Here is a 19,373-nt window from a genome sequence, read left to right on the forward strand (position 1 = left end):
AAATAGTTGGCAATTATACATCACCGAACTTTACATTATAAAGTTATGGTTAACTGTTTTTCATGATAATTCGGAAAGTAGTTCCCTTCCCTACTTCACTGTGTGCGATTTTTATATCGCCGCGGTGATATTCTTTAATCACCCTTTTCGCCAGCGAAAGTCCAAGACCCCAGCCGCGTTTTTTGGTGGAATATCCCGCTTTGAAAGCATTCGCGGCCTGGTAATTTGTCATTCCGGAACCGGTGTCTTTAAAATCGATTACAATATGGTTATTTTTTTCGTAGAGATCAATCTCCAGATTACCTTCGCCTTTCATAGAATCCACGGCATTTTTAACGATATTTTCGATGACCCAGCTCAACAGGATTCTGTTGTGCGGAATAAGCAGCTGATGTTTCGGCAATACCAGCATAAAACGAACTTTAGACGAAATTCTGGATTTCAGATAATCGTAATTTTGCTGTAAAGTTTCATTGATGTTAAGGTCATTAAGCTCCGGAACCGAACCGATTTTTGAAAATCTTTCGGATATGGTTTTCAGCCGGTTAATGTCGTTTTCAATCTCTTTTACACCCTGGCTGTTTTCATTCTCCATCCGAAGAATTTCAATCCATCCGATCATTGAGGAGAGCGGCGTTCCGATCTGGTGCGCAGTTTCTTTTGCCAAACCGGCCCAAACGTAACCTTCGTCGGTTTTTTTAATGGTTCTGAGAAACCAGAATGAAAACGAAATATAAGCTACAACAAGCAATCCCAGAATATAGGGCGTGTACCGTAAATTATTAAGAAGTTTGGAATTTGTGTAGAAAACGTACTGGTTATTCCCATCCGGCATCTGTAATTCAATCGGTTTGTACGAGTTCTCCATATTTTGAAGAAGCGAACGCATTTTTTGGGGATCTTTCGCAACATTCTCAGGAATATTCCGCTGAAAATCTGGGCCGAGCGGTTTTTTATTACGGTCGGTTACAATAACCGGAATTGTATTGTTGGTATTGTTGATCTGAAAAATCAATTCCAGTGTGTTGGGATCTACAATAATTTCTTCCTGCTGCTGAAATTTTATTGCGGTTGCAAAAAGCTCGATTCTTTTAATTTCTTCTTTTCTAAGGTAATTGATGAGAATAACCGAAGCCACCACTACGCCCGTCACCGCAAGGGTGAGCAGAATGTAAATAACCCAGTTGTTGATTTTAGAGAGAAAGCTTCTGCGTTTCATTTTAAATTTTTAGGTTACTTTAAAACATTTAAAACTTTATACAGTGCATCACTCAGGTTTGAACTCTGATAATTATTAATAATGATCGCAAAAACATACTTCTTGCCGTCTTTGGAAGTATGATAACCTGCAAAAGATTTGGTGTCCTTCATGGTGCCGCTTTTCATTTTCATCCCATTGGCCTGGGTAGGAAATCCTTCAAAAAACTCATTAAACCAAGGCTGTTTTCGGCTCCAGAGCAGGGCCTGAACTTCTGCTCTTGCAGAGACATAATTCTGAGGCGAAAGACCGCTTCCATCAGCAAAATTAATCATTGCCGGGTTAATTCCCTTCTCCTTCCAGAATTCTTTTAAATAACTGATTCCCGCATCAAAACTTCCCTGATTTTTCTTTTCTTTCCCTAAAGTTTTAATAAATGTTTCGCCGTAAAGATTTACACTTTTACGCATAAACCAGTAGACAATTTTATCAAGAGTTGGAGATTTGTGCTCGAAAATAACCGTATTTTTTGGCGCGGTGAGAATTTTTTCGCCATTAATTCTCTGCATGGAAGTTGAAGTAACTTTTCCGCTAAAAGTAATGCCTGAATCCTGCAGCCATTTTTTTATTTCTGTACCTAATGTTAAAGGCGGATTGGGTGTTGCACCGGAAACCGTTATCGCTTTGGGCGGAAGTGTTCCGTTAATAAGCGCTACATCGGAATAAGGTGCGGTAAAAATCAGGCTTTGATCAGAATTTCCGCCCGTTTTCAGGTCGTTAACCCAATTTACATTCGGAAGATCGACATTCAAACCTTTCAATTCCTTCCCGTTCATACTTATGTCGAACTGGTTTTCTCGCCAGTTCACGCTCCAAACTCCCGCTCCGTAATAATTCCCCAAATCATTCCAGGGCCAGCCGCCAGGAACCGTCTGAAAATCAAAATAAGAATCATCAATGATTAAATCTCCTGAAATCTTCGAGATTCCTTTTTGTTTTAAAGCTTCCAGAAATTTCTGTCTGAAGTTTTCAGGTTTGTAATTTTCGTATCTCCAGCTTCCTAACGTAGGATCACCATTGGAATGGATATACAGATTTCCCGACAGATTTCCTCCAGAAATATCTCCGGAATAAGAAGCCGTGGTAGTGTACTGATAATTTTTTCCAAAAGTTTCCAAAGCAGTTGCAGCTGTAAAAATCTTTTGAGTAGATGCAGATGAAAGTCCGCGGTTGCCGTTATGTTCATAAATGAAATTTCCGTTTTCATCAGCAACATATACCGATAAATTGGCAGCGTATGCAGGAGTTGAATTAAGCAGATTTTTTGTTGCAACATCTAATTTCTGGGCAATATTCTGCGCCAAAAAAGTCTGTGAACTGAGCAGAAGTATGGCAATGAGTCGGGTCATTTTCCTTTTTATTTTCAAATATAACGAAATAATCCTTTTTATTATGAACAGAGAGTAATAGATTTGGTATTTAAAATTTATACGATTTAAGGTTTATCTATGGCTATTTTTCAATAAACAGCCCAATAATTATGCATTTTTACTTATTTTCGTAGCTCTTAAACAGTTTTGTTACATGGTATACGATTTAGAACAGGAAAATAAGGAAATTCTCGCGCGTTACAGAGATTTAATTTCCAACACTTACCGCACTCTGGATGAGGAACAGAACAAAGTTATCCGGAAAGCGTTCGATATTGCTCTGGATGCGCACAAAGACCAGCGCCGCAAAACCGGTGAGCCTTACATTTATCACCCCATCGAGGTGGCAAAAATTGTCGCCAACGAAATCGGTTTGGGAGCCACTTCTATAGCTTGTGCGTTGCTTCACGACGTCATCGAAGATTCGGAATACACTTATGAGGACATCAAAAAAATATTTGGAACAAAAATAGCAGATATCGTCAACGGACTCACGAAAATTTCGGTGATGAACCACCAGAATATTTCTATTCAGTCTGAAAACTACCGTAAACTGCTACTTACCCTTTCGGAAGATTTCCGGGTCATTCTCATTAAAATTGCCGACCGGCTTCACAATATGCGGACGCTGGAAAGCATGGCGCCAGATAAACAGAAAAAAATCGCTTCGGAAACCGTGTACATCTATGCTCCATTGGCGCACCGTCTCGGCTTTTATAATATTAAATCTGAACTCGAGGATTTATCTTTAAAATTTAATAATCCCGATGTTTATTTTGATATTGCAGAACGCCTGGAATTAGCCAAGGAAAACCGCGAAAAATACATTGAGGAATTTAAAAAAGAAGTTTCTGAACAACTGCTGGACGAAGGGTTGAATTTCTCGATTAAAGGCCGTGCAAAAGCAATCTCTTCGATTTACCGCAAGATGCTGAAGCAGAATGTAACTTTTGATGAAGTTTTCGACAATTACGCGATCCGGATTATTTATAAATCGGATGCTAAAAATGAGAAATTTCTTGCCTGGAAAATCTATTCTATCGTAACCGACCTTTATCACAGCAATCCCCAGCGGATGCGCGACTGGATTTCGCAGCCGCGTTCTACAGGTTATGAAAGTCTGCATTTAACGGTTTTGGGACCCGATAAAAAGTGGATCGAAGTACAAATCCGTTCCGAAAGAATGGATGATATTGCTGAAAAGGGCGTTGCCGCACATTATAAATACAAAGAAGGCTTCAGTAAAAACAGCGACGAAAAAAACTTCGACACCTGGGTGACAGAAATCCGTGAGGTGTTAGAAAATCAACAATCGCTTACCACGACAGAACTTCTAGATAATATTAAACTCAATCTTTATTCGAAAGAAGTTTTTGTTTTTACGCCGAAAGGCGAAATTAAAATTCTGCCCATTGGCTCTACTGCTCTCGATTTTGCCTTTTCGGTTCACTCAGATTTAGGAACAAAATGTCTGGGCGCAAAAGTTAACGGAAAACTGGTTCCCATTTCTTATGTACTTCAAAACGGCGATCAGGTAGATATTCTCTCGTCCCAGAACCAAAAACCAAAATCCGACTGGCTCGATTTTGTGGTTACTTCTAAAGCGAAATCGAAAATTAAAGCGATTTTAAATTCAGAAAAAAATCAGTTGGTAGAAGAAGGCAAAGAAATTCTTCAGAGAAAAATGCGCCACGCAAAACTGAATTTCAATGATGAGGAAATCAATAAAATGCAGAAATTCTTTAATCTGAAAACTTCTCAGGAGTTGTTTCTGAGCTTCCAGAACGGAAATCTGGATATTGGTGATATTAAGAAGTACACTGAAGGCAAAGGTCTTTTCAGCAATTTAATTCAACGGTTCCGAAAATCGCCTACAAAAAACACAGAGTTTACCGAAATACCCGACACTAATCTGGATCTTATTGTTTTTGGTAAAGATGAAGAAAAGATGAATTATTCTTTTGCGAAATGCTGTACGGTGATTCCGGGCGACAAAATTTTCGGCTTCATTACGATTTCTGACGGAATTAAAGTTCATAACGATGGCTGCCCTAATGCCATAAACCTGCGTGCACAATACGATTACCGGGTTTTACCTGCAAAATGGGTGAACGAAGAAAGCTTCAAAAACAGAATTAAAATTGAGATCGAAGGACTCGACAGGATGGGGATGATCAACGACATCACAGCCGTGATTAGTAACTCCATGAACATGGACATGAAAAGTATGTCCATAGAATCCAACAACGGTATTTTCCTCGGCAACATCAACCTCGAAGTCCGAAACAAAAACCAGCTGGAAGAAACTTTCAAACAACTGAAAAACATCAATGGAGTTTCCCGCGTTAAACGTCTTTAAAAATTAATACAATTCATGCTTATTACCGATTATTTCAAAAAATTTCTTCACAACTCTCAGTCCTCCGGAGTTTTACTTATTATATGCGTCGCCGTTTCGCTGATGATTGCCAACTCATCACTGGGTCCGGCTTTTCAGAATCTGCTGGACAAAGAAATCGGGACCCATATTTTTCAGCTGAATTACCCGCTGAGCATTTGGATTAATGACGGCTTAATGGCTATTTTTTTCCTGCTGGTGGGCCTGGAGATAAAGCGTGAAATTCTGGAAGGAGAGCTTTCGAACTTTAAGAATGCGTCTTTACCCATCGTTGCCGCATTAGGCGGAATGGTAGTGCCGGCGCTGATTTACTTTTTCTTCAACTCGGGAACCGACTATGAAAATGGCTGGGCCATCCCGATGGCGACCGACATTGCATTTTCTTTAGCCATTATTTCGATGCTGGGAAAAAGTGTTCCGCTTTCTCTGAAGATATTTTTAACAGCACTTGCAATTGTGGATGATTTGGGAGCAATTATGGTAATTGCTATTTTCTATACTGATCAGATTCACTGGGATTATTTAGGCTTATGTGCTTTGATGGTCGCTGTTTTAGCGATTTTAAACTTCCTGAATTTTAAAAAGCATATTTTCTATATCATTCCCGGAATTTTTCTTTGGTATTTTATGCACCATTCGGGTATTCATGCGACTATTGCGGGAGTGTTGCTGGCGTTTACAATTCCTACCAACATTTCAACCACAGAAATATCGCCGCTCGAAAAGCTGGAACAGAAACTTCATCTGCCTGTCAATTTCCTTATAATGCCGATATTTGCACTTGCAAATACCAATATTACCTTTAAAGAAGGCATGGTTGATGGGCTTTTCAGCAGTTTGGGCTATGGAATAATGTTGGGGCTGGTGCTTGGGAAGGTTATTGGGATCAATTTATTCTCCTTTATTTTCATTAAACTTAAGATCAGCAGCTTGCCTGATAAAAGTTCGTGGCCTCAGATGTTGGGAACCGGGCTGCTGGCGGGAATTGGCTTTACGATGTCGATTTTTATTGCACTGCTTTCATTTAAAGGACACACTGAAATTCAGGAAGAAGCAAAATTTGCTATTCTGGTAGCATCATTTATTTCGGCAATCACCGGATTTCTGCTCCTTAAATATCTCGGGAAGAACAAAGAGATTTCTGCTTAACCTTTTTTAGATTTTGATGGTGTGCGTATCATCCGGCTCTTCAAGGTCGGGGAGAAGTTCTGCATCAAACTGATGGGCATTATTTTTCATTTCATCGGCAATCATTTTCTCTACGCGCACTTTTTTAATGGCGATATTCAGTTCATTGCCTAAAAGAATCAAAATAATATTGAGGTTTACCCACACCATCACTAAAATAATTGAACCAATCGATCCGTAAATAACGTTGTATCGGGCAAAATCCCGCACATAAATCGCAAAGATATAAGTAAGCAGCACAAAGAGAACCGTGGTAAGAACCGCGCCGGGAATGGCCTGTTTGAAAGTGGTAATCTTAAGACATCCTACCCAGTAAAAAAGAGCAAGTAAAATAAAATAGAAAACCGGAAACGAGAAAAATCCGATAATTTTCGACATATTTTTTACAAGCCACGAAATATTGCTTTCCGGAGTAAAAAGCTTCAAAACTACCTCACTATAATAAACGCCGAGCAGAGACGCGATGATAAGGACAATAAACGCGATGGTGATAATAAAAGCCACGATGTACTCTTTCACCACCCCACGCTGCAGATTGGTATTGATATTAAATCCGTTAATTAAAGAGTGTGTACCATTTACCGCAAAAATCATCGCAAAAAGAATAGTGAGATTGCTGATGTTTTTCATGTTCGGAATGATGAAAGTCTGAATATAATTCGAAACATCCTGCTGAATATGCGCAGGGAAAACATTATGCATCAGCACCTCGAAAATGTAAAACTGCAGTTTGTCGTAATGCGGAAGATAAGGAAGCAAAGACAGTAAGAAAAGGATAAAAGGGAATAGACTCAGGAAAAAACTCCACGAAATACTTGCCGCACTTCGCCCGATCTGCATTTTAAAAACACCCTGCCCGTAAATTTCAAACATTTTCCAGAGCGAAATTCCCAGTACAGGAATATGAATATCATCGAGATACTGATGGATTTTCAGAAGGAATCTAGGAGTTTTAATACCCATTAATCTATATTTGCAGAACAAAGATAAGAAATGAGAATCAATTTGCTGTGCATTGGTAAAACCGACGATAAAGAAATCGCCAGTCTGGTAAAGTACTACCAAAACCGGCTTCCGCGACACTGGAATTTTGAAATTACCGAAATTGCCGATGTAAAAAATGCAAAGAATCTTTCACCCGAACTTCTGAAAAAAGAAGAAGCCAAACTTTTTCTCAGCCACACCGAAAACAGTGATTTGGTGATTCTTCTCGACGAAAACGGAAAGCAGTTCACCAGCCGAGAATTTGCCGGAAAAATCGACAACTGGATGAATTTGTCGATTAAAAAAGTCTCCTTTTTTATTGGCGGAGCTTATGGATTTGCCGATGAAATTTACCAGCGTGCGAACGAAAAAATGTCGCTATCGAAAATGACATTCACGCACCAGATGATCCGCCTATTTTTTGTAGAACAGATTTACCGCGCCGACCAGATTCTTCAGGGAAAACCTTATCATAACGACTGATGCTTTTGGATTCTTGAAATCGTTGCATCGCCACACCAACCTTTTTTGTATTTTTGTTTCATGACTCAGGATTTAAGCTTACGCACGGTTACCGTAATGCGTTACATTTTGCCTTTAAGAGAAGGCGGCTCGCTTCCCGCTTTGGCGGAAGCCGATGACGATTTTAAATATGTGCTGAAATTCCGTGGCGGCGGTCACGGCGTAAAGATGTTGATTTCTGAGCTTTTGGGCGGAAAAATCGCAGAAATTTTGGGCCTTAAAATTCCAGAACTTGTTTTTGCAAACCTGGATGTAGATTTCGGCAGAACCGAAGGCGACGAAGAAATTCAGGATTTATTGAAATTTTCAGAAGGTTTGAATCTTGCGCTGCATTTTATTTCCGGAGCGATTGCGTATGATGGTTCCGTAAAAGTCGATCCTTTGCTGGCTTCAAAAATTGTGTGGCTCGATGCCTACATTACCAATATCGACCGTACCTTCAAAAACACCAATCTGCTGATGTGGCACAAGGAACTTTGGGTGATCGATAACGGTGCGTCGTTCTATTTCCATCATTCGTGGATGAATTTTGAAAAACATGCGTTGAGTCCTTTTGCGTATATAAAAGATCACGTCCTGCTTCGCCAGGCTTCGATGCTTGATGAAGCAGATGCTTTTGCCAAAACAGTTTTAAATGAAACTATTCTGCGCCAGATTGTAGAACTTATTCCTTTGGATTGGCTGCATTGGAACGATACAGATGATTCACCCGAAGAAATTAAAGAAGTGTATTTTAATTTCCTGAAAACGCGACTGGAGAATTCCCATAACTTTGTAAATGAAGCGAAAAATGCAAGAGGTTAAAATTTACGAATACGCGGTGATAAGGCTGGTTCCCAAAGTTGAAAGAGAAGAATTTTTCAATATTGGACTGGTGATGTTTTCGAAACGTGAGAAATATATTCGGGTGGAGTTTCACGTTTGTCCGAAAAAATTTGAAATGATGCATTGCGCGATTGATTTTGAGGATATCCTTCAGAATCTGGAAAATTTCAAACATGTAGCCATAGGTGAAAAAGAAGGCGGAGAAATTGCAGCTTTTGATATTCCTGAACGTTTCCGGTGGCTTACAGCAGTAAGAAGTTCGGTAATCCAGACTTCGCGGCCGCATCCGGGAAAAACAATGGATTTGGATAAGACGTTTGAGAGATTGTTTGAGGAATTGGTGAAGTAATAAAAAAATGAAGAATTTAAATCACTTTCTCTTATTGATGCTATTTCTATCCGTAGTTAGCTGTAAAAAGGACAACATAACATATGATGAATATGAAATAATAAATCTATTCACTCAGCAAATTAGTCCTCCCATTCCACCTCCACCTCCCGACTTTAAAAATTGGGATAAACTGGCAGAAGAAAAAAGATTGAAAATGATGGAAGAATTTTCTAAAAAAGATTCAATAGAAAAGTCCAAATTAAATTTTACGATTTATTTCAAAGATTCCTTAACAGCTCTTGAAAAAGATTTTAAAAATAAACTATTTGAAGAACACATCGGTTTCGACGAATTCCTTTTAAAGGAAATTGATGATGACTTAACCGTTTCAAAAAAGATTGATTTAAAAAAATTGAAGTTTCCGCCGAACATTAAAGTCGTACAAAATATAGATAAAGAAAGTTCAAAATGGGATGATACTTTCCTGGGAAAATACTGGGTGTCCAGAATTATTTTTAATAGTGAAAGAACTAAAGCAGTTGTAGAATTCAACCAAATCTGTGGGCATCTGTGCGGTGGAGGCTCAAAAGTATATCTTTCGAAAACGGGTGGGAAATGGAAAATCATCCACGTGTTCGGATCATGGGTGTCCTAAAATATCGATGCAGCGGAGCGCCGATCCCGCATCCCAATATCAATTCAGAATCTTTTCAACAGATTGCCGTGTCATTCTATGACTAGAGCTATAAGTGGCGCACCCACTCTTTGTATTCTGTGCTCTCTGTGGTTAAAAAATTTCTGTTCCTGAATCATTTCAACCTTACGCTTACAAAACCAAGCCGTAATTACAGAAGCCAAAGAAAACTTTCAGCTCCCATCTTCCAGCTCCCGTCTTCCCTCTCCTAAATCTTCGTCAGCTTGGCAAATTTCAGGATCAGGTTTTTCTCCCCTTCATGCTGGAATTTAACTTTAGCTTTAATGTTTTGGGGATCGGTTCCGTCTAAAAATAAAACTTCACCCACCCCAAATCTGTCGTGACGTACTTTGTCGCCGACTTCAATATTTTCCGACGAGGCACCGCTGGGATTGGTGATTCTCGCGGTCGCCACAGGTTTCAGATTCTGAGGTGGTGACAACGGTTCGTTTCGCTGAATACTTTTCTTTTCTTCTTTCTTTTTGAAAAATTTGGGAACGGCAGGTTCATCATCAAAAATATTCGATTTGAGACCGGAATTGTTCACAAAACGACTCTCCATCGCTGGATTGATGAATTCCAGATGCTCAGCATCCATCTCGCTTAAAAAACGCGAAGGTTCGGCATCTGTGATTTTCCCCCACTGAAATCTGGAAACTGCATAAGAGAAAAACGCCTGTTTTTCGGCCCTCGTAAGCGCTACATAAAACAACCTTCGTTCTTCTTCGAGTTCTTCACGGGTGGAAGAACTCATGAAACTCGGGAAAAGATTTTCTTCCAGACCAACCAAATGAACCACCGGAAATTCAAGACCTTTTGAGAGGTGAATCGTCATGAGTGAAACCTGGTTGCCATCATCTTTTTTATCATTCTGCGTATCTGCAGAAAGTGCAATATTCTCTAAAAAATTTGAAAGTGAAGGGTCGCCATCTTCAATCTGCTGCTGTTCTTCGATGAACCCCTGCATCGAGTTCATGAGTTCCTGAACGTTTTCTACCCTCGAAATTCCTTCGGGAGTCTGGTCGTCTTTCAGGAACTTAATGAGGCCGGTACGTTTTGCTACTTCCATGGCAACGGTGTAGGCATTTTCGGTTTTCAGCATCACCTGGAAAGCTTTGATCATCGCCCAAAAATCTGCAAGTTTAGTAAGAATTCCGTTATTTAAACCCAACTGTGGAGCATAGATACCCAGATTATCTAAAACGCTGCTGATGGACACATTTTGGGAATCTGCAAAAACAATGAGTTTATTCTGGGTCGTTTCGCCAATTCCACGTGCCGGAAAATTGATGATTCTCGTCAGCGCTTCGCTATCGTTTTCGTTGATGAGGAGACGGAGATAAGCCACCAAATCCTTAACTTCTTTTCTTTGGTAAAAAGACAGGCCGCCAAAAACTTTGTACGGAATATTTTTTCGGCGCAGCGCATCTTCAAACGCCCTGGTTTGCGAGTTTGTACGATAAAGAATTGCAAAATCGGTAAATTTCCTTTGCTGAGAATTATGAAGTTCCCAAATATTTGACGCTACAAAATTGGCTTCATCAGCATCTGAAAGCGACCGGTACACCTTGATTTTGTCTCCTTCTTCGTTATCGCTGAATACATTTTTTTTGAACTGCTGCACGTTTTTGGAAATCACCACATTGGCAGCATTTACGATATTTTGGGTCGAGCGGTAATTCTGTTCCAAAGAAACGGTTACGGCATCGGGATAATCTTTTTTGAAGTTCAGGATGTTGTAGATATTCGCACCACGGAAAGAGTAAATCGACTGCGCATCATCACCCACCACACATATATTCTCGAATTTTGAAGCCAGTGCTTTCACAATTAAATACTGTGAATGGTTGGTATCCTGATACTCATCAACTAAAATATATCTGAAACGGTCTTGGTATTTCGCCAGCACATCGGGAAATCTTGTGAGCAGTTCATTGGTCCGCAGAAGCAGGTCATCAAAATCCATCGCCCCGTTTTTGAAACACGCTTCAACATACTTCTGGTAAATCATACCCATGTGCTTCATGTTTGCGCGCTCATCATTTTCAATAAGTTCGGGATTGTTGAAATATGCTTTTACTGTGATAAGATTATTTTTGTAATTTGAAATTCTTGCCAGAACTTTCTTTGGTTTATAGAGGTCTGCATCGATATTAAGCTCCTTCAGTACTTTTTTCAGCACGTTCAGAGAATCCTGGGTATCGTAAATGGTAAAATTTGATGGGAAACCCAAAAGATGTGCTTCGCTCCGCAGAATTCTTGCAAAAACAGAGTGAAATGTCCCCATCCATAGTGAACGGGCTTCGCTCTGCCCTACTACTTTTGCAATTCTTTCCTTCATTTCTTTCGCAGCCTTGTTGGTAAAGGTGAGCGCAAGGATATTGAAGGGATCTACAAGATTGGTAATTAAATGGGCAATCCGCATGGTAAGCACACGGGTTTTGCCGGAACCTGCGCCTGCAAGTACCATGAGTGGACCTTCTAACGTAGTTACGGCTTCATATTGTGCTTCATTCAATCCTTTCAAATAATCCATCTGGGCAATAAGTTTTGGGGAACAAATTTAAAGAAATATATACGGAACTCAAAAGGTGGTTTTGCTTTCGGCATAAGTAAAGTTCAGTTCGGTCATTAAACAAAAATAAAGCCCCGTTTTCGGAGCTTTACATCAATTTTTATAAATGTGAACGCTTACGCTAATTTTACATTTACAGCGTTAAGTCCTTTGTTTCCTTGCTGAACTTCGTAAACCACCAAATCGTTTTCGCGGATTTTAGATGTTAATCCGGAAACATGAACGAAGATGTCTTCGCTACCGTTTGATGGAGTGATAAATCCGAAACCTTTTGTTTCGTTGAAAAATTTTACTGTGCCTTCTTGCATTGTATTGTTGTTAATTATGTTACTATTTTACGAGCTGAATGTTTACAGCTGAAAAACCTTTAGGTGATCTTTCTTTTTCGAAAGAAACCTTGTTGCCTTTCTTCACCGCGTGTGCACAGTTGTTCTCGTGGAAGAAAATATTTTCCTGTGTACCATTTTCAGCGATAAATCCGTAGCCTTTATCACTTAAAAAAGTCACAATTCCTGTTTTTAAAGTTTCTTCAGCCTCAATTGGCGCGGCACCAAGCTGAATGTCGTTAAGATCAATACCTTCGCGGTTTTGTTCTCCCGGAGGCGTTTCTGTTAACTGCCCGTTTGCATCAACGTAAAGGAACATCTCGTCTAAAGCTTTCCCTTTGTTGTTGTTGTTTTTGCGCTCTTCACGCTTTAAAGATTTCTCTTTTTGTTTTTGAAGTTTTTTCTTGAAATTTTCTTTTTTTGAGAAAGAATCTGCCATATATTATAATCGTATTTAAGTTTATGATAACCACTTCGGCCCACTTTAGCCTCTAAATTTAACCTGATAATGAAATCTGAAAGCGCGTTCCCACGATATAAGAAATCAAAAATTCGGGTAATAAAGTATAAAAGCAGCTGCGAAATAGCGAAAACTGATAAGAAAAAATGTAGATTCTAAACGGTATTAGATAAAGCAAGGCAGTTGCCTCTTATAAATTATCCTACAAAGATACAATAATTAATCGGAGGAGACAAAAACGCCGAAGATTATTGAAATTAAGAAACCTTTAAATATAATTTTTTAAACAAAAACATGTAACAAATGCTTACTTTAGAACACTTATAAAAAAAATTTACATTTAATATGAAAAAACGACTCCTTTCTGCTGCTGCCGTTTCGTTCCTTGGAATGATCATCAACGCACAGCAAATTAAATTCGAGGAATATGATCTTCCAAACGGGCTGCACGTAATTCTTCATCAGGACAACACCGCTCCTGTAGTGACAACAGGTGTAATGTATCACGTAGGTGCAAAAGATGAAGCGGTGGGAAGAACCGGTATGGCGCACTTTTTTGAGCATTTGCTTTTCGAGGGAACCAAAAACATTAAACGCGGCGACTGGTTCAAAATTGTTTCGTCTAACGGCGGAACCAACAATGCCAACACCACCAACGACAGAACTTATTATTACGAAACTTTCCCGTCGAATAACGAACAGCTTGGTTTGTGGATGGAAAGTGAAAGAATGAAAAGCGGTACGGTAAACCAAATCGGAGTCGATACCCAGAGAGAAGTGGTAAAGGAAGAAAAGCGTTTGAGAATGGATAACCAACCTTACGGAAATCTTTTCACCGCAGTGCAGAATAATCTTTTCACCAAACATCCATATCATTGGTCAACCATTGGTTCGATGGAGGATCTGAATGCTGCTACCCTATCAGAATTTCAGGATTTTTATAAAAAGTTCTATGTTCCGAACAATGCGACTTTAGTTGTAGCCGGCGACATCAAGCCTGAGCAGACCAAAAAATGGATTCTCGAATATTACGGTGACATCCCAAAAGGTACTGTGTACCCGAAAAATTTCCCCAAAGACGACCCAATTACTAAAGAAAAAGAAGTAACGGTTACCGATAAAAACATCCAGCTTCCGGCCTATGTTTTTGCGTACAGAACACCTTCAAACAAAGAAAAAGATGCTTATATTCTCGATATGCTTTCGTCTTATTTAAGCAGCGGAAAATCATCGGTGCTTTATAAAAAATTAGTGGATCAGGAGAAAAAAGCGCTTCAGGTTCAGGCTTTCAACCAAGGTCTTGAAGATGCGGGAATTTTTGCGTTTTTCGCTATTCCAATGGGTTCTACCACGAAAAGTACGCTTCAAAGCGACATTGATGCGGAAATTAAAAAGCTTCAAACTATCCTGATTTCTGAGGAAGATTACCAGAAACTTCAGAACCAGTTCGAAAATCAGTTTGTAAACTCAAACTCTTCAATTCAGGGAATCGCAAGTTCTTTGGCGACCAACCACGTATTGATGGGCGACACCAATCTCATCAATAAAGAACTGGACATTTACCGTTCTGTATCAAGACAAGATATTATGAATGCCGCAAAAAAATACCTTAACCCAAACCAAAGAATCATCATCAATTACTTACCTGAAAAAAAATAATCCATGAAATACAACTTTAAATATATCGCGGCCGCATTTTTAATTTCAGGAATGCTGTCTGCACAAAAAATCAATAAGGACGAAATGCCTAAACCAGGCCCTACTCCTACAATCAACATAACGAAACCGAAAACTTTCACCCTGAAAAACGGACTTACCGTAATGGTGGTTGAAAACAATAAATTACCAAGGGTAAACATGAGCCTTTCTATAGACAGGCCGCCGGTTTACGAAGGTAAAATTGTTGGGGTAAGCCAGATTATGGCAGATCAGCTCGGTAGCGGAACAACGTCGATGAGCAAAGAAGATTTCAACAAGAAAATTGATTTTCTTGGGGCAAATTTAAACTTCTCTTCAGCCGGTGCAAATGCCAACACGCTTTCGAAATATTTCCCTCAGGTTTTAGGTTTGATGGCGGATGCGATTGTAAACCCTAAATTTTCTGAAACAGAAGTAAAAAACTCAAAAGACAGAATGATCGAAGGTTTGAAAGCCGACGAGAAAAACGCAAGTTCAATTGCGAACCGTGTTTCCACCGCGCTTACGTACGGAAAAAACACTGCCAGAGGTGAGTTTGAAACAGAGGAAAGCATCAAAAACATTCAGCTGGCTGATGTGCAGAATATGTACAATAAGTATTACACACCCAACAATGCATATTTGGTTGTAGTTGGTGATGTGAAATACAACGACGCCAAAAAAATGATTGAAAAGGCATTTTCAGGCTGGAAAAAATCGAACACCACTTTCGCCGCATTGGAACCTGCAGCAAACGTTGCAGCGACGGAAATTAATGTAGTTGATGTACCTACTGCTGTTCAGTCGGTAGTTTCTGTTGGAAACATCAATAATCTAAAGATGAGTGATCCTAACTATTTCTCGTCGATGATTGCCAATTACATTTTAGGAGGCGGCGGTGAAGCCAGACTTTTCATGAATCTTCGTGAGAAAAACGGATTTACGTATGGCGCTTACTCATCGCTTACTGCAAGTAAATATTCGCCAAGTTTTTCTGCAAATTCAAGTGTAAGAAACGAAGTGACCGACAAAGCGGTAAAAGAATTTATGAACGAACTGAACGCAATTTCTAAAGTAACTCCAGAAGAGCTTGCGAACGCCAAAGCAAAACTGAAAGGAGACTTCATCCGTTCTTTGGAAAGACCGGAAACCATCGCAAGATTTGCGCTTAATGAAAAAGTACAGAATTTGCCTGCAGATTTCTATACAAACTATCTGAAATCAATCGATAAAGTAACTGCAGCAGATGTTTCAGCAGCAGTGAAAGCCACAATTTTGCCAAACCAAAGCCGTATTTTCGTAGCAGGTAAAGCTGCAGATATTTCTGAAGGTCTTGAAAAATTGGGTTATCCGGTTAAATATTATGATAATGAAGCCAATCCAACCGCAAAACCTTCCTCGCAGAAGATGGATGCAAGCGTGACTTTATCTACGGTTGCAGAAAAATATATTTCTGCCATCGGTGGTTCAGCAGCGGTTGAGAAAATAAATTCCATTACCACTGATGCTTCGGCAAAAGTACAGGGAATGGATCTCGACATGAACATGATTCAGGCAAAAGGCGCTAAAATGAAAATGGAAATCAAAATGATGGGCAACACCTTCCAGAAAATTGTTTTCGATGGTAAAGATGGTTTCATGGAGATGCAGGGACAGAAGACACCCATGCCGGAAGAAGCTAAGAAGGAACTTGCCGCTTCTACAGAGCTTTTCCCGGAGCTTGGTTTTGCTAAATCTGCAGATTACAAGCTTACAGGAATTGAAAAATTCGAGAATGAAGATGCTTACGTTGTAAAAAAAGATAAAAATACGTATTACTACAGCGTGAAAACAGGTCTGAAACTTGGCGAAACCAAAATGCAGAAAGGCCCTCAGGGAGAAATGGCAGTGCCTACTGTTTTCGGTGATTACAAAGTAGTTTCAGGTGTAAAACTTCCGTACAAAATGTCGCAGAATATGGGCGGAATGCCGGTAGATTTCACCGTGAAGTCTTACCAGATCAACCAGTCCAAAGATTCAGACTTCAAATAACTTTAATTTAATTATTTATAAAAACGGCAGCGGGAGTTGCCGTTTTTTGTATTAAAAATCGTCATCTTTTAAGGAAATCAGAACGTTATCAACGACAGTTATTTCAAAAGGCACAATAATTGTAAATATTTTTACATCAATCAAAAAAAATAAAAAGCCATGTCAGAAAATATACTTTCTTTAGAAGATCTGAAATTTTTGGAAAAACTTCATTCTCATTACGGCCTAGAATTTATCAGATTTGATGATGCCGGAATTAAAATTAACAATCAGGATCTTCTTAATGATGATCTTTCGAAAACCGATCATTTCAACCTTTTAAATGAAATTTCGAAAAAACTGAAGTACAGATTAAATTCTAATTTCCAGATGAATTTTACAAGTTCTTTTAATTTCGATGTAGTTCGCGTTTAAACTATCACTTTCATATAACACACAAAAAAGACAAACTTCAGGGTTTGTCTTTTACATTTCTAGCTTCAAATAAAAAATTTATTCAGTCAACTGATGGAGTTTATCCACCACTTCATCTATTTCGAATGGTTTTGCGATAAAAGCGTTGGCACCAGACTGTATTGCGGTATGCTCTAACCCTCGGCTGGCCGACATCATGACTACGGGAATATTCTTCGTGATTTCATTTTCTTTTAACTTTTTGCAGATATCTCTTCCGTCTTCACCGGAAAGCCACATATCCAGAAGAATGATATCGGGCTTCGAAATTGATTCTACATAACTGAAAATCTCGGAACCGCGTTCGAATGCGTTGACTTCGAAGCCTTCGAAATCGAGCATAATTCCTAAAGAATCCAGAATCGAAACATCATCATCAACAATTATTATTTTTTTTGAATTCATTTTCTTAATTAATTTTACGGTCTACAAGAGGAAGCGAGAAACAGAATGTGGAGCCTTTTCCTAAGGTACTTTCCACCCAAATTTTTCCGTTCGAGCGCTCCACAATTTGCGCTGCAATGTAAAGCCCTAATCCCAGTCCGGGGAAAGTATTCTGTTCATCCCCACTTACGCGGTAATACTGTTCAAAAACTCTTGCTTTTTTATCTTCCGGCATCCCGATCCCAAAATCCTGCACAGTAAAAATGGCAAAATTGCCGTCATTTTTTATATCTACCAGAATTTCTACGGCATCAGGAGAATATTTGATTGCGTTTGAAATTAAATTGGTGATTACCTGACTTATACGTTCCCTGTCAGCAAATACTGCTCCTACATTTTCAGTGTTAAGTTTTATTTTATGGAGGGTCGACATCTGCAGTTCTTCAGCATTCTCCAGCACGAGTTTCTCAAAATCGAAGTCGCTCTCATTAAGGTGTATTTTTCCTGAGTTAATTTTAGTAACATCCAGCAAATCGCCGACTAAAGAAGTAAGCTTCACCACCTGAAGATCCATTTTTTTGGCAAATTCAGCGTTTTTTTCGTCCCCTGTTTTCTTCAGCATTCTTTCTAAAACCTGCGCATAGAGTTTCAGTGAAGTTAAAGGAGTTTTCAGTTCATGGCTAGCAATACCGAGGAAAGTATCTTTCTGAGTAACCAGATTCTTGAATTCGTTGATATCGGTACTAGTTCCGATCCATTTTAAAACTTCGCCGTTTTTTAGTACCGGTAACGCACGGGTTAAAAACCAACGGTATTCCTGCTTTCCAGCATCGAAAATACGGTATTCAATTTCGAAACCTTTTTGGTTTACACAGCTCTCGTTCCATACTTTAGATAATTTAAAAGCATCTTCGGGATGAATAATCTTCATAAAACTGAAATCTTGATCTCGCTTTTCTTCCGGAGTGAGCAAATTGAGCATCTGTTCATTACAATACTCCACCTTACCTTCTGCATCTGTTTTCCAAACCATTTGTGGCATTGCTTCGGCAAGATTTCGGTATTCGTCTTCTTTTGCCTGGCTAAGGTTTTTGGCATTCACTAATTCGGTAACATCTACCGCCACATTCATGATCGCATAAATTTTTCCCTGTGCGTCGTAGAGCGGTTTGTAAGAAAAGTTATAATAAAAAGTCTGCAGCACGCCATCGACAACAAGATCTACTTTATCTTCTTTGGCGGTATATGGAATGCCTGTTGCGAATATATTTTTTAAAATATCAATAAATGGCTGGCCTTTCAGTTCCGGCAACGCTTCTTCAAGTTTTTTGCCAATTACAGACCGGTCTTTACCCCAAGTTTTTATCATCTGATCATTAGCAAAATCGATGATTAGGTCTTCACCAAGATAAATAGCAGTTGAATAATCTGAAATCTCCATCAGTTCCTTGAAGCGAATTTCGCTTTCCTGAAGCTTTTTTTCAGAAAGTACTTTATCGGTAACATCGGTGGCTACAACGCTCACTCCTGTTATTTTACCTTCAAAAAAAACCGGTGAATAAATAAAATCAAAGTAACTGTCGGTAAGCACACCGTCTTTCATCAGCATTGCCAAAACGCTGTTGCCTTTATAGGCAATACCTGTGTTATAAACATTCTTTAATATCCGTGGAAACTCCTGATCACGGATTTCCGGAATTGCCTCAAGAATCGGAAGCCCGATAACGTTTGTATCTTTTCCCCATAAATCTAAAATCTGTTTATTGGCAATTTCAACCACCTGGTCCTCGCCCATCAACATTGCCAAAGCAACAGGAGCCTGACTTAAAAGCGTGGTTAAAGAGTCTAAACTCACATTATTAAGGAGAAAATTTTTCATTGCTGCAATTTAAAAAAA

The 19,373-nt window shown here is 39.2% G+C and carries 17 protein-coding genes; 9 read left to right on the plus strand and 8 right to left on the minus strand.

The features are described from left to right. Positions 1–49: 49 nt before the first annotated feature. The gene (locus CDW55_RS08720; protein WP_088469347.1) at positions 50–1,219 is read right to left on the minus strand and encodes a sensor histidine kinase; all 1,170 of its coding nucleotides are present in this window, start codon (positions 1,217–1,219) and stop codon (positions 50–52) included. 14 nt (positions 1,220–1,233) lie between these two features. Further along, positions 1,234–2,607, minus strand: coding sequence for a D-alanyl-D-alanine carboxypeptidase/D-alanyl-D-alanine-endopeptidase (gene dacB, locus CDW55_RS08725; protein ID WP_088469348.1), 1,374 nt, complete (start codon positions 2,605–2,607; stop codon positions 1,234–1,236). A gap of 175 nt (positions 2,608–2,782) precedes the next feature. Here dacB and CDW55_RS08730 point away from each other — a divergent pair, with 175 nt between their 5' ends. Both CDW55_RS08730 and nhaA read left to right on the plus strand, forming a co-directional pair. After that, positions 2,783–4,987: a RelA/SpoT family protein gene (locus CDW55_RS08730; RefSeq protein ID WP_088469349.1), complete on the plus strand. Its 2,205-nt coding sequence runs from the start codon at positions 2,783–2,785 to the stop codon at positions 4,985–4,987. Between the two features lie 15 nt (positions 4,988–5,002). Further along, positions 5,003–6,175, plus strand: a complete 1,173-nt coding sequence (nhaA, locus tag CDW55_RS08735) for a Na+/H+ antiporter NhaA (RefSeq protein WP_088469350.1) — start codon at positions 5,003–5,005, stop codon at positions 6,173–6,175. A gap of 6 nt (positions 6,176–6,181) precedes the next feature. On the opposite strand, the gene CDW55_RS08740 is transcribed toward nhaA, so the two are convergent. Next, positions 6,182–7,177: a YihY/virulence factor BrkB family protein gene (locus CDW55_RS08740; RefSeq protein WP_088469351.1), complete on the minus strand. Its 996-nt coding sequence runs from the start codon at positions 7,175–7,177 to the stop codon at positions 6,182–6,184. 30 nt (positions 7,178–7,207) lie between these two features. Between CDW55_RS08740 and CDW55_RS08745 the strand changes: the two genes are divergently transcribed. From CDW55_RS08745 to CDW55_RS08760, 4 genes are read left to right on the plus strand one after another with little or no spacing between them, the layout of a single operon-like run. After that, positions 7,208–7,681, plus strand: coding sequence for a 23S rRNA (pseudouridine(1915)-N(3))-methyltransferase RlmH (locus tag CDW55_RS08745; protein ID WP_088469352.1), 474 nt, complete (start codon positions 7,208–7,210; stop codon positions 7,679–7,681). A gap of 60 nt (positions 7,682–7,741) precedes the next feature. Beyond that, a complete protein-coding gene (locus CDW55_RS08750; RefSeq protein ID WP_088469353.1) occupies positions 7,742–8,524 on the plus strand; it encodes a HipA family kinase in 783 nt (260 codons plus the stop codon). Further along, positions 8,511–8,894, plus strand: coding sequence for a DUF3037 domain-containing protein (locus CDW55_RS08755; RefSeq protein ID WP_088469354.1), 384 nt, complete (start codon positions 8,511–8,513; stop codon positions 8,892–8,894). The genes CDW55_RS08750 and CDW55_RS08755 overlap by 14 nt, the downstream gene beginning before the upstream one ends. Positions 8,895–8,901: 7 nt before the next feature. After that, a complete protein-coding gene (locus CDW55_RS08760; protein WP_143332950.1) occupies positions 8,902–9,531 on the plus strand; it encodes a hypothetical protein in 630 nt (209 codons plus the stop codon). A gap of 247 nt (positions 9,532–9,778) precedes the next feature. Here the strand turns inward: CDW55_RS08760 and CDW55_RS08765 are convergent, their stop codons facing one another. From CDW55_RS08765 to CDW55_RS08775, 3 genes are all read right to left on the minus strand, one after another. Continuing rightward, positions 9,779–12,106 (minus strand): ATP-dependent helicase, encoded by a 2,328-nt coding sequence (locus tag CDW55_RS08765; RefSeq protein ID WP_088469356.1) that lies wholly within the window; start codon positions 12,104–12,106, stop codon positions 9,779–9,781. Between the two features lie 155 nt (positions 12,107–12,261). Beyond that, positions 12,262–12,453, minus strand: a complete 192-nt coding sequence (locus tag CDW55_RS08770) for a cold-shock protein (protein ID WP_088469357.1) — start codon at positions 12,451–12,453, stop codon at positions 12,262–12,264. Between the two features lie 22 nt (positions 12,454–12,475). Next, the gene (locus tag CDW55_RS08775) at positions 12,476–12,910 is read right to left on the minus strand and encodes a cold shock domain-containing protein (RefSeq protein ID WP_088469358.1); all 435 of its coding nucleotides are present in this window, start codon (positions 12,908–12,910) and stop codon (positions 12,476–12,478) included. 366 nt (positions 12,911–13,276) lie between these two features. Between CDW55_RS08775 and CDW55_RS08780 the strand changes: the two genes are divergently transcribed. The 3 genes from CDW55_RS08780 (at position 13,277) to CDW55_RS08790 (ending at position 17,053) form a co-directional block, all read left to right on the plus strand. Next, complete coding sequence (locus CDW55_RS08780) at positions 13,277–14,590, plus strand: M16 family metallopeptidase (protein WP_088469359.1); 1,314 nt, start codon at positions 13,277–13,279, stop codon at positions 14,588–14,590. 3 nt (positions 14,591–14,593) lie between these two features. Next, on the plus strand, positions 14,594–16,639 hold the full coding sequence (locus CDW55_RS08785; protein ID WP_088469360.1) for a M16 family metallopeptidase: 2,046 nt from the start codon (positions 14,594–14,596) through the stop codon (positions 16,637–16,639). A gap of 159 nt (positions 16,640–16,798) precedes the next feature. Further along, positions 16,799–17,053: a hypothetical protein gene (locus CDW55_RS08790; protein WP_088469361.1), complete on the plus strand. Its 255-nt coding sequence runs from the start codon at positions 16,799–16,801 to the stop codon at positions 17,051–17,053. A 78-nt stretch (positions 17,054–17,131) separates the two neighbouring features. On the opposite strand, the gene CDW55_RS08795 is transcribed toward CDW55_RS08790, so the two are convergent. Together CDW55_RS08795 and CDW55_RS08800 are read right to left on the minus strand one after the other, a co-directional pair. Further along, on the minus strand, positions 17,132–17,497 hold the full coding sequence (locus CDW55_RS08795; RefSeq protein ID WP_088469362.1) for a PleD family two-component system response regulator: 366 nt from the start codon (positions 17,495–17,497) through the stop codon (positions 17,132–17,134). Between the two features lie 4 nt (positions 17,498–17,501). Further along, positions 17,502–19,355, minus strand: coding sequence for a PAS domain-containing sensor histidine kinase (locus CDW55_RS08800; RefSeq protein WP_088469363.1), 1,854 nt, complete (start codon positions 19,353–19,355; stop codon positions 17,502–17,504). Between the last annotated feature and the right edge of the window lie 18 nt (positions 19,356–19,373).

This window comes from Chryseobacterium sp. VAUSW3 (genome assembly GCF_002205795.1).
In the GTDB taxonomy this organism is placed as follows: Bacteria; Bacteroidota; Bacteroidia; order Flavobacteriales; family Weeksellaceae; genus Kaistella; species Kaistella yananensis.